Source organism: Cereibacter johrii (assembly GCF_001720585.1).
GTDB lineage: Bacteria > Pseudomonadota > Alphaproteobacteria > Rhodobacterales > Rhodobacteraceae > Cereibacter_A > Cereibacter_A johrii.
In genome coordinates, this window is sequence record NZ_MABH01000172.1 from 1 (window position 1) to 10,346 (window position 10,346).

Sequence of the window (10,346 nt, forward strand, 5' to 3'; positions counted from 1 at the left end):
GCGCGCCCGCGGCGGCGAGATCGAGGCCCGTGACCAGCACCGTCAGCGCCGAGCCGCAGGCGATGGCATGCGCCCCGCCGAAGGCCAGAAACCGCGCCTCGGCCACGCGGCCCGCCTCGATCCGCAGCATCAGCCGGATCGCATCGCCCGCCTCGAGGCTGCCGGCGGTGCCCACCGCATCGGCCGCCTCGAGCGGCCCCGCGTTCCGCGGGTTGAAGAAGAGATCGAGCGCCTTTCCGGTTTCGTCGAGCATGGCACCACCTCAGCAGAAGGACTTGCCGCAGCCGCAACCGCCCTTGGCGTTCGGGTTGTCGAACACGAACCCGGTGCCCTCGAGCGAGGTCACGAAGTCGATGGTCACGCCGTTCAGATAGGTGCCGCTCTGCGGATCGATCAGCACCCGCAGGCCCTCGGCCTCGACCACCAGATCGTCGGGGGCTTCCGTCAGCTCCAGCGACATGCCGTATTTGAGGCCGGCGCATCCGCCCGACTGAACCATCAGGCGCAGGCCTGCGACCGGCTGGCCGGCGCCCTCGATGGCTCCCTTGATGGCGGCTTGAGCGGCGGGGGTAATCTGGATCATCCGAACTCTCCTGCGTGTCGCGGGCTCCCGCTGAAGAAGAAGCACGGGGCGTGCCAAGTTCCGGGCGCAAGGCACCGCAGGGAGTTGCGGAAGATCCTGCCCGCCGGCCCGTCGGAGGGAATCCGACAATGACGGTTTCACGACAGAAGGCACGAGGCGGGGACCGGCGGACGGGCCGGGCAGGATCCCGGCCGACCTGCCTGGGTCGGCGCAGGACGGACCCGGCAGGAACGGTCAGGCAGACCGCTGCCCGGAAAGACCGGGCGCGCCGAACGCGACAACGTGCCCTTCGGCCCCGGCTTGTCCTGACGGGGATCGGCGCCCGGGCGTGGCGGCGCCTGTTGAGCGGGCCACGGTCCCGGCCGCCATCCTGTGCGGATCCGGTGTGTCCGGCAGGACGGGCTTCCGCAGGCGGCGCCGGTCACGAGGATGGTCCTCGGACCGGGAGCGCCCGTCGCGCGGCAGGGCCGCGGCAGGCCGAGCCGTCAATCGGCGTCGGGGCCGAAGCAGAGCGGCTGCTCGGCGCAGGCGTCGCAGTTCGGCGCGAGGCACATCGTGCCGCCGTTGTCGGTGCAGATCTGGCGGTAGAAGAAGCGCTTCCAGCGCATGTTGCGACTGTTGGCGGCATGGAGGCGCGGGAAATGCCGCTCGATGAGCCTGCCCAGATGGCCGCGCGAGGGCAGGCCCAGATCCTCCCACAGATGGTTGGCCTCGAGCGCACGGCGGGCGAGGATGGCGGCCAGCCAGCGCGCCTCGTCGCTGGTCCGCCCGCCCCGCCAGAGGAGAAGCGTCGCCAGATCGGACTGTTCGAGGGGCAGCGGCCCGGGCGGGGACAGGGCGGGAAGCGTGAGGCCCGGGCACCAGCGCCGCGCCAGCGCCTCGAGCGCCGCGGGCTCGAGCCCCAGAAGATCGCAGAGCTCCCCCCGCCCCGCCGCCTGCTCGCGCAGCGCATGGGCGAGGATCGCCGCCATGTCGGCCCGGTCGGCCGCAGCGCCGGTGAAGAGGTCAGCGCTCCACTGGTTCATGGGTCTGGCAATCCTTGGGGCAGACGCGGGCGCAGGCGCCGCAGCCGACGCAGAGCTCCGGATGTGCCATGACCATGACCTTGCGGAGGATCTCGTCGTCATCGTCGTCATCGTCCTCATCGTCCGAACAGTCGACGAGCTCGCCCTCCTCGGTGACGCCGCGCAGCGCCAGCACGTCCTGACCGCAGACCTTGTAGCAGCGGCCGCAGCCGATGCAGGTCTTCAGGTCGATCGAGATGAGGAACTTGGGCGTATATTCGGTGCCGCCCCGGGTGAATGCGGTGATGAACAAGTCTGTCTCCTGTCTGGGCGCGCGGGCGCCGGGATGGGGGCGCCGCGTCGAGCGCGGCGGACCGTGCGGGATCCCCGCGGCAGGGCGGGGAAGGACGGCGCGCGGCGGCCGGGATCAGTCGCGCGCGGCCTCGGGATGGGCCTCGATCTTGCGCACCGCGGCCGAGGCGAGTTTCTCGCCCGCCTCGGCGAGCTTCTCGTAGCTGGCGAAGCCGAAGCGGTGGACGTCGCGCATGTGCTTGGAGACCAGCACGAGGCTGCCCCCGATCAGCACCACCCGGCCGAAGCCCTCGTGGTGGAACTTCGCCATGTGCCCCGCCATGATGCCGGTGCGCTTTTCGACGAGGAGCCCCACCGCATCGTAGAACTTCTCGATCCGGGCGATGGTCTCGGGCTCGGGATCGCTGATGATCGGCATCTCGCGCCGCTCCTCGGGGGTGAGGATATAGTCGGCCAGAAGCTCGGCGTCGGTCTTGCCGTCCCAGTGGCCGTAGCTGTCCTGCGCGCGGACGATGGCGGCCAGCTGGTCGAGATAGTCGCTCGCCGGATAGAGGCCGCCGCGCGGCAGGGTCTCGGTCTCGCTCATCGGGTCTCCTCCTCGAGAAAGCTGGGGGCAGGACGGCCGAGCACCTTGCGCAGGAAGGGCGGCACGTTGCCGTTCAGCATGTCCTGCACCTGGGCCACGATGGCCGAGATCGGCTCGGGCTCCTTGCGCTTGATCGGATGGACGCCCGCGCGCACCACGCGGGCCGCGGCCGGACCGCCGATGGCCAGCACGAACAGGAGCGCGCAGCCCGCCAGCGCCTCGACCTTGGGGGCGATGCGGTCGGCGCTGTCGTCGTGCCTGCCGCCCTGATCGGTGGTCTCGTCGAAGCCGATGGCTTCCACGAACCGCGCGGATGTCGCCGAGACGTCCCAGAGAGCGAAACTCCGGCAGGAGCCGAAATGGGCGTTGAGGTTTTCGAGGTCGTTGGTCGCGATGGCGATCCTGAGGGGCGCGCAGGCCGGGTCGGTCATGGGGGGCTCCGGGTCAATGAGTCTGAGGCGGCGGGGGGGCATGGTCGAACTCCGGGGAGATGCGGGCGGCACCGAAATCCTCCGGGCGCGGCCGGTGCGGATGCGAGAGCACGGCATTGGCGATCTCGTAGAGGAAGGCGCGCGTGCCGCGGTATCCGGTGCGGCAGGCATCCATCGTGCCCAGCCGGTCGAAGATCGGGAAACCCGCCCGGACATGGGGCAGATGCAGCCGCTCGGCCATCATCCGGCCGTGGGCATGGGTCAGCAGAAGCCGCGCGCCGGAGGCTCGGGCCAGCCGCTCCAGATCGCCGAGATCGCCGATCAGCACCTCCTCGACCGGCAGGCGCTCCACGGCGGGGCTCGCCGTGCTGGCCACGACGGTCAGCTCCGCGCCCATGGCGGCCAGCGTGGTGCCGAGCGCGAGGCCGAGGTCGGGGTCGAGACCCATGGCGACCTTCAGGCCGCCGATGTGGAAATGCGCATCGAGCATCGCGTCCGCCAGCCGCGCCCGGTCGCGCCGCACGGCTGCGGGCACCTCCGCCCCCGAAAGCCGCATGAGGGTCGCCACGAACGCATCGACCGCCTTGAGCCCCGTCACCGACGGGAAGACATGCGCGGGCACGCCCAGCGCGGCCAGCTTCTCGGCCGCCGGGCGCATCGCCTCGCCCAGCGCCAGCGTCGCGATGGAGCCGCCCATCGTCGCAATGTCGGCCAGCCGCGTGCCGCCCAGCGAATGGCCGCGCCAGTCCTCGGCCAGATGGCCGTCGAGCGAGAGCGAGAGATCGGGCAGGATCACCGGATGGAGGCCGAAGGCGCGGATCAGGCCCGCGATCTCCTCGATGTCGGCGGCGGTCATGTTGGCGCCGGGCAGGAGGTTCACCTGCCGGAGCCGCCGCGGCCCCTCGGCCACGAGCGCCTCGACGATGGCCTCGACGGCGCGGGCCCAGCCCTCCTCGAGCCCGCCCGCGAAATCCGGGGTGGCGGCATAGACCACCGCCGTATCGGCAAAGTCGCGGCGGCGGGCCAGCATCTCGCGCAGTTCCCCCGCGATATCCTCGCCGCGGGTCTCGACGAGCGCGGTCGAGGCGATGCCGATGAATTGCGGGCTCGCGCGCTTGCGCAGGTTCTCGATCGCCTCCTCGATCTGCTCGCCGCCGCCGAGGATCGCCGAGACCTCGTTCATCGCCGTGGTCTGAAGCGGGATCGCCTCCTTGAAGTGGCGCACCATATGGACCATCGCGAAGGCCGTGCAGCCCTGCGCGCCGTGAAAGAGCGGGATCGCGCCCTCGATGCCGAGATAGGCCATGGCGGCGCCGAGCGGGGCCGAGACCTTCAGCGGGTTGGTCGAGAGCGCGCGGTCGGGGTGGATCAGGCGGGCCATGTCAGCAATCCTCGAAATCGGCTTTCGAGCCGGGCACGGCCGCAAGCTCGAACGGCGCAGCGGGTGCCGCCTCCGGGGGCCGGTCCCACGGGGCGGGGTCGCGCAACTCGGCCCACATCGGGTTGTTGATCGACCGGTCGATGGCGCGCACGAGATCGACCATGCCCATGTAACCCGCGTAGGGTTCGTGCTTTTCCTGGTTCACGTCGATCCAGGGCACGCGGGCCTTCAGCGCCACGAACTGCGACCGCCCGCCCGACATGAGCACATCGGCCCGCGCCTCGCGCAGCATCCGGTACATCTCCTTCGGGGCCATGTTCTCGTACATGTGCGCGTCCGTCCCCATGATCTCGGTGACGCGCTCGCGGTCGCCCGGCGTGGCCTTGCGCATCGAGGTGCCGACCACCTCCATCCCCAGCTCCTGCAGGGCCGAGACCACCGACCATGTCTTGTGCCCGCCGGTGTAAAGCAGCACGCGCCGGCCGGCCACGGCGGGGCGCAGCGGTTCGAGCGCGGCCCAGGTGCGGGCCTCCTCCTCGGCGATCAGCGCCTCGCAACGGGTCAGGAGGTCCGCGGGCGCGCCGCGGGCGACCAGCATCCGGCACAGGGTCCGCAGCGCGTCGGACGTGTCGGAGATGCCGTAGAAGCTGCCCTCGAACCACGGGATCCCGTAGCGGTCCTCAAGCTTGCGGGCGATGCCCAGGAAGGCGTGCGAGCAGACGAGCATCGTCACCCGCGCCCGGTGCATCATGGCCACCTGTGCATAGCGCGCGTCCCCCGAGACCGAGCCCAGGATGCGGATCCCGAGGCGGTCCAGAAGCGGCTTCACCTGCCACAGCTCGCCGGACAGGTTGAAGTCGCCCAAGATGTTGATGTCGCAGGCGGTCTCCGTCGCGGGCTCCATCGTGCCCACCACATGCTCGACCAGCGCATCCACGCCGAGCTTGTTGCCGAGGTTCTTCGAGCCCGCATAGCCCGGCACGTTGATCGGGATCACCGGGCGGCCGAACCGTTCGGCGGCGGCCTTGCAGACCGCGCCGATGTCGTCGCCGATGAGCGCGGTCACGCAGGTGGCATAGACGAAGACCGCGGCCGGGTTCTCCTGCGCGATCACTTCGCGGATGGCGCGAAAGAGCCTGGCCTCGCCGCGGCCCATCACGATGTCGAGCTCGGTAAGGTCGGTGGTGAAGCCGCGGCGGTAGAGGTCGGAGCCCGACGAGGCCGAGCCGCGGTTGTCCCAGCCGTTGCCCCAGCAGGCGAGCGGGGCATGGACCAGATGGGCCACGTCGGTGATCGGTTGCAGCGCGATCATCGCCCCGTCGAAGGCGCAGCCCCCGGCAGCGGCGCCGGGCGTCAGCTGTTTCGCGCACCCCTTCCGGCGCTCGCCCTCGGACTTGGCGGTGTTGGTGGCGCAGCCCGGCTCGTGAAAGGCGTCCTGGATCTTCTGCTTCAAGGCTTCCGACATCTGCCGCTCCTTCGGTTGCAGGGAAAGAAGCAGCCGGCGTGCCAAGCGGGCGGAGCCGCGTAACTCTCTGTCAGATCGGGCGAAAGCCGGGCCGCGTCTCCTTTCCGCCGCCGTTCGGCACCGCATTGTCGCATCTGCGACAGGGCGCTGCAGGAGGATCCTCTCTCGCGGGCCCCGGGGCGCGCGCCATGCAGAAACGGCCGGTGCGGGGCACCGGCCGTCCTGCGCCTGGCTGGCGGGCGCCCGAGGGCGCGCCGCACCGGCTCAGCGGGTCAGGTCGAACGAGATGTCGGACTCGTCGTCGAGCTTGTCGAAGATCTTGTCGAGGATCTTCACCAGCACCTGGATCGCGCCCTGGTAGCCGAAGGTCGGGAAGCGGTGGTGGTGGTGGCGGTCGAAGATCGGGAAGGTCAGGCGGATCAGCGGCACGTTGCAGTCGCGCTCAAGGTACTTGCCGTAGCTGCTGCCGATCAGCAGGTCCGCCGGTTCCGTGGCGAGGATCGAGCGCAGGTGCCACAGGTCCTTGCCCGCCCAGACCTGGCAGCCTTCGCCGAAGGGCGAGGAGGCCAGCAGCTCCTTCATCTGCGCTTCCCACTCCTTGCCGCCGTTGGTGGCGAGGCAGTGCTTCGGCTCGCCGCCCATCTCCATCACGAAGCGGGCCATGGCATAGACGAAGTCGGGATCGCCGAAGATGGCGTAGGTCTTGCCGTGCAGATAGGCTTGGCTGTCGGCCATGGCGTCGATCAGGCGGCCGCGCTCGAGGCGGAGCGCTTCCGGGATCTCCTTGCCGGTCAGCTCCGAGACCTTCATCAGGAACTCGTCGGTGGCCTTCACGCCCATCGGATAGTGGAAGGCGGCGGTCTGCTGACCCACTTCCTCGCAGAAGGCGAGCGTCTTGCGGGTGCAATATTCCTGCAGCGAGAGCGTGGCCTTGGCGTTCAGGGCCTCCTTGATCTCCTCCTGCGTGGTGCCGCCCGCATACATGCGGTATTCGCCGTCGGAGGGCGTGTCGTAGACATCCGAGGCATCGCCCAGAACGGTCGCCTCGACACCCATCAGGCCGAGCATCCGGCGCATCTCGCGGATGTTGCCCACGCAGTAGCCGTCGAAGCCCGGGATGATGTTCAGCCCCTCGCCCGCGGTGCGCGGCGCGTCCTTCCAGAAGTTCGACAGGATGCCCTTCTGCATGTTGTCGTAGCCGTCGACGTGGCTGCCCACGAAGGCCGGCGTATGGGCGAAGGGCACCGGGAAGTCGGCCGGGACGCTTTCCTTTTCCTTCGACTTGATGATGAAGGAGTTGAGGTCGTCGCCGATGACTTCCGCCATGCAGGTGGTGGAGACGGCGATCATCTTCGGCGAATAGAGCGCGTAGGTGTTGGCGAGCCCTTCCACCATGTTGTTCAGGCCGCCGAACACCGCCGCATCCTCGGTCATCGAGGAGGACACCGCCGATGACGGCTCCTTGAAGTGGCGGGCGAGGTGCGAGCGATAGTAGGCCACGCAGCCCTGCGAGCCGTGCACGAAGCTCATGGTGCTGTCATAGCCGGCGGCGGCGAAGACCGCGCCGAGCGGCTGGCAGGCCTTGGCCGGGTTGATGGTCACGCAGGAGCGGGCGAGGTTCTTCTCGCGATAGTCCCAGGACTTCGTCCAGTCCGCGGTTTCGGCCACCGTCTCGGCGGGCGTCGCATTCTCGTAGGTGGCGCGCTTCTTCTCGAGCATCGCCTGATATTCGGGTTCCTTGAACAGATCCTTGTGATCCAGAACCTTTTCGGCCGACTGCGGCATAAGCATGATCCTTCTGCTGGCCGTCCTCATTCCGGGACGCACCTTGCATGGGTGGAGGGGAGGGTCGGGGGGCGGGAGCAGGCCCCCCTTGGGCTGGCCTCAGGCCGTCTTCTTCCAGGGCGCGTCGAACATGCCCCAGACGGGGTTGTTGATCGCGAGATCCATGTCGCGCGCGAAGATCGCGTAGCCGTCGTAGCCGTGGTAGGGGCCGGAATAGTCCCAGGAGTGCATCTGACGGAACGGGATGCCCATCTTCTGCGTGTTGTACTTTTCCTTGATGCCCGAGCCCACGAGATCCGGACGGATGGCCTCGACGAATTTCTCGAGCTCGTAGCCCGAGACGTCGTCGTAGATCAGCGTGCCTTCCTTGATGTAATGGCCGGTGCGCTTGTAGTCGTCGTTGTGGGCGAATTCGTAGCCGGTGCCCACGATCTCCATGCCCAGGTCGTGGTAGGCGTCGACGACGTGGCGCGGACGCAGGCCGCCCACATAGAGCATCACCTTCTTGCCTTCGAGGCGCGGCTTGTATTTCGCGTTCACCGCATCGACGAGCGGCTGGTATTTCGCGATGACCGCTTCGGCATTGGCCTGGATCCTGGCGTCGAACTTCGCGGCGATGTCGCGCAGCGAGGCCGCGATCTGGGAGGGCCCGAAGAAGTTGTATTCCATCCACGGCACGCCGTGGTTCTCTTCCATGTGCCGGCAGATGTAGCTCATCGAACGGTAGCAGTGGATGAGGTTCAGCTTGGCCGCCGGAGCGCGCTCCATCTCGGCGATGGTCGCGTCGCCCGACCATTGCGCGATGACGTTCAGGCCGATCTCTTCCAGCAGGATGCGGCTCGACCAGGCGTCGCCGCCGATATTGTAGTCGCCGATGATGTTGACGTCATAGGCGCCCGGCTCGTAGCCCGCGCGCGCGCCCTCGCCCGCTTCCAGCACCCAGTCGCGGATCATGTCGTTCGCGATATGGTGGCCGAGCGACTGCGACACGCCGCGGAAGCCCTCGCAGCGCACCGGAACGACGCGCTTGCCGATGTCCTTGGCCTTCTTCTTCGAGACCGCCTCGATGTCGTCGCCGATCAGGCCGATCGGGCATTCGGACTGGATCGAGATCCCCTTGTTCAGGGGAAAGAGCATGTTCAGCTCGTCGATGGTCTTTTCCAGCTTCTTGTCACCGCCGAAGACGATGTCGTTTTCCTGGAAGTCGGTGGTGACCTGCATCGTCACGAACGAATCCACGCCCGTGGTGCCGGTGTAGTAGTTGCGGCGCTGGGACCAGCTGTAGTGGCCGCAGCCGACGGGGCCGTGGCTGATGTGCAGCATGTCCTTGACCGGGCCCCAGACCACGCCCTTCGAGCCGGCATAGGCGCAGCCGCGGATGGTCATCACGCCGGGGACCGACTTGATGTTCGATTTCACATTGTCGCATTTCGACTGGATGCCGGGTTCGGCCTCCACGACGGGCGCCGCGACATTCAGGTGCTTGGCGCGTTTCTTCTTGGCCTTGTCGGGGTAGGCGGCCAGCACCTCCTCGATCAGCTTCATGTTGGTCTCGGCAGAGTCAGCGATATCTTTCGCCATGGGGCGGGCTCCATTCGGCAGGGAGGGAAAGGGACCGGGCGGCGCCCGGCCCCCGATCGGATCAGGCCTCGGCGGCGGCGATGGCGGCGAGCCGGTCTTCCTCGGACTGCATGATGCCGAAATCCATCAGCATCTCTTCCAGCTCTTCCATGGTGATCGGGGTGGGGATCACGCCCTTGCCCGAGTTCTCGTGGATCTTGCGGGCCAGCTCGCGATATTCGTTGGCCTGCTTGCTGTCGGGCGCATACTGGATGACCGTCTCGCGGCGGAGCTCGGCGTGCTGCACGATATTGTCGCGCGGGACGAAGTGGATCATCTTGCAGCCGAGACGCGCGGCCAGGGCTTCGGCCAGTTCCAGCTCGCGGTCGGTCTTGCGCTCGTTGCAGATCAGGCCGCCCAGACGCACGCCGCCCGAGTTGGCATATTTCAGGATGCCCTTGGCGATGTTGTTGGCCGCATAGAGCGCCATCATCTCGCCCGACATGACGATGTAGATTTCCTGCGCCTTGTTCTCGCGGATCGGCATGGCGAAGCCGCCGCAGACCACGTCGCCCAGAACGTCGTAGGAGACATAATCCACGTCGTCGTAGGCGCCGTTTTCTTCGAGGAAGTTGATGGCGGTGATGACGCCGCGGCCCGCGCAGCCCACGCCCGGCTCCGGCCCGCCGGCCTCGGTGCATTTGATGCCCTTGTAGCCGATCTTGACCACATCCTCGAGCTCGAGATCCTCGACCGAGCCCGCTTCGGCAGCGAGGTGAAGCACGGTGTCCTGCAGCTTGGTGTTCAGGATCAGGCGGGTCGAGTCAGCCTTGGGGTCGCAGCCGACGATGAGGATCTTCTGGCCCATCTCGACCAGCGCCGCGAGGGTGTTCTGCGAGGTCGTCGACTTGCCGATCCCGCCCTTGCCGTAGAAAGCGATCTGCCGGAGTTTTCCCATGGTCATGTCCTTTGCGAAGGGTGTCTCTGGTGAAGGCGGCGGTGCCCGCCGGTCTCGCCCTCTGGAAAAGCAGCCGCCGTGCCAAGAGGCGCGGGCTGGTTTTTTACATTGTTTTTCCGCGACTTATTCGATGGCTTGGGCGGGGGACGGGCCGGGACGGGCCTTGTGCGAAAACCGACAATTCCCCGACAATGGCGCGCGACGGGCGGAAGGGCCGGCCGCGGAGAAGCCGGGGGCTGCGCGCCCCCGGACCCCCGCGGGATATTTGGGCAGAGTGAAAG

11 protein-coding genes are annotated in these 10,346 nt (G+C 68.0%); all 11 read right to left on the bottom strand.

Annotated elements, in window-relative coordinates; genetic code table 11:
* The coding region (locus tag A9O63_RS16295) for an iron-sulfur cluster assembly scaffold protein (protein ID WP_141703102.1) at positions 1 to 253 on the bottom strand (253 nt) is incomplete at its 3' end.
* Between the two features lie 9 nt (positions 254 to 262).
* The gene (locus tag A9O63_RS16300) at positions 263 to 583 is read right to left on the bottom strand and encodes an iron-sulfur cluster assembly accessory protein (protein WP_009565964.1); all 321 of its coding nucleotides are present in this window, start codon (positions 581 to 583) and stop codon (positions 263 to 265) included.
* A gap of 485 nt (positions 584 to 1,068) precedes the next feature.
* Complete coding sequence (locus A9O63_RS16305) at positions 1,069 to 1,608, bottom strand: nitrogen fixation protein NifQ (RefSeq protein ID WP_069332883.1); 540 nt, start codon at positions 1,606 to 1,608, stop codon at positions 1,069 to 1,071.
* Positions 1,589 to 1,900, bottom strand: coding sequence for a ferredoxin III, nif-specific (gene fdxB, locus A9O63_RS16310; protein ID WP_069332884.1), 312 nt, complete (start codon positions 1,898 to 1,900; stop codon positions 1,589 to 1,591). The genes A9O63_RS16305 and fdxB overlap by 20 nt, the downstream gene beginning before the upstream one ends.
* A gap of 114 nt (positions 1,901 to 2,014) precedes the next feature.
* The gene (locus A9O63_RS16315; RefSeq protein WP_069332885.1) at positions 2,015 to 2,485 is read right to left on the bottom strand and encodes a NifX-associated nitrogen fixation protein; all 471 of its coding nucleotides are present in this window, start codon (positions 2,483 to 2,485) and stop codon (positions 2,015 to 2,017) included.
* Positions 2,482 to 2,916: a nitrogen fixation protein NifX gene (nifX, locus tag A9O63_RS16320; protein WP_167354633.1), complete on the bottom strand. Its 435-nt coding sequence runs from the start codon at positions 2,914 to 2,916 to the stop codon at positions 2,482 to 2,484. The genes A9O63_RS16315 and nifX overlap by 4 nt, the downstream gene beginning before the upstream one ends.
* Positions 2,917 to 2,929: 13 nt before the next feature.
* Positions 2,930 to 4,297: a nitrogenase iron-molybdenum cofactor biosynthesis protein NifN gene (gene nifN / locus A9O63_RS16325; protein ID WP_069332887.1), complete on the bottom strand. Its 1,368-nt coding sequence runs from the start codon at positions 4,295 to 4,297 to the stop codon at positions 2,930 to 2,932.
* Position 4,298: 1 nt separating this feature from the next.
* A complete protein-coding gene (gene nifE, locus A9O63_RS16330) occupies positions 4,299 to 5,762 on the bottom strand; it encodes a nitrogenase iron-molybdenum cofactor biosynthesis protein NifE (protein ID WP_069332888.1) in 1,464 nt (487 codons plus the stop codon).
* 264 nt (positions 5,763 to 6,026) lie between these two features.
* Complete coding sequence (gene nifK, locus A9O63_RS16335; protein WP_069332889.1) at positions 6,027 to 7,547, bottom strand: nitrogenase molybdenum-iron protein subunit beta; 1,521 nt, start codon at positions 7,545 to 7,547, stop codon at positions 6,027 to 6,029.
* A 99-nt stretch (positions 7,548 to 7,646) separates the two neighbouring features.
* Positions 7,647 to 9,128: a nitrogenase molybdenum-iron protein alpha chain gene (nifD, locus tag A9O63_RS16340; protein WP_069332890.1), complete on the bottom strand. Its 1,482-nt coding sequence runs from the start codon at positions 9,126 to 9,128 to the stop codon at positions 7,647 to 7,649.
* Between the two features lie 61 nt (positions 9,129 to 9,189).
* Positions 9,190 to 10,065: a nitrogenase iron protein gene (gene nifH, locus A9O63_RS16345; protein WP_069332891.1), complete on the bottom strand. Its 876-nt coding sequence runs from the start codon at positions 10,063 to 10,065 to the stop codon at positions 9,190 to 9,192.
* Positions 10,066 to 10,346: the final 281 nt, after the last annotated feature.

Excerpts from the sequence above, each read along its gene's own strand:
- A9O63_RS16300 (WP_009565964.1), bottom strand. The coding sequence starts at position 583 with ATGATCCAGATTACCCCCGCCGCTCAAGCCGCCATCAAGGGAGCCATC.
- A9O63_RS16305 (WP_069332883.1), bottom strand. The coding sequence starts at position 1,608 with ATGAACCAGTGGAGCGCTGACCTCTTCACCGGCGCTGCGGCCGACCGG.
- A9O63_RS16315 (WP_069332885.1), bottom strand. The coding sequence starts at position 2,485 with ATGAGCGAGACCGAGACCCTGCCGCGCGGCGGCCTCTATCCGGCGAGC.
- nifX (WP_167354633.1), bottom strand. The coding sequence starts at position 2,916 with ATGACCGACCCGGCCTGCGCGCCCCTCAGGATCGCCATCGCGACCAAC.
- nifN (WP_069332887.1), bottom strand. The coding sequence starts at position 4,297 with ATGGCCCGCCTGATCCACCCCGACCGCGCGCTCTCGACCAACCCGCTG.
- nifE (WP_069332888.1), bottom strand. The coding sequence starts at position 5,762 with ATGTCGGAAGCCTTGAAGCAGAAGATCCAGGACGCCTTTCACGAGCCG.
- nifK (WP_069332889.1), bottom strand. The coding sequence starts at position 7,547 with ATGCCGCAGTCGGCCGAAAAGGTTCTGGATCACAAGGATCTGTTCAAG.
- nifD (WP_069332890.1), bottom strand. The coding sequence starts at position 9,128 with ATGGCGAAAGATATCGCTGACTCTGCCGAGACCAACATGAAGCTGATC.
- nifH (WP_069332891.1), bottom strand. The coding sequence starts at position 10,065 with ATGGGAAAACTCCGGCAGATCGCTTTCTACGGCAAGGGCGGGATCGGC.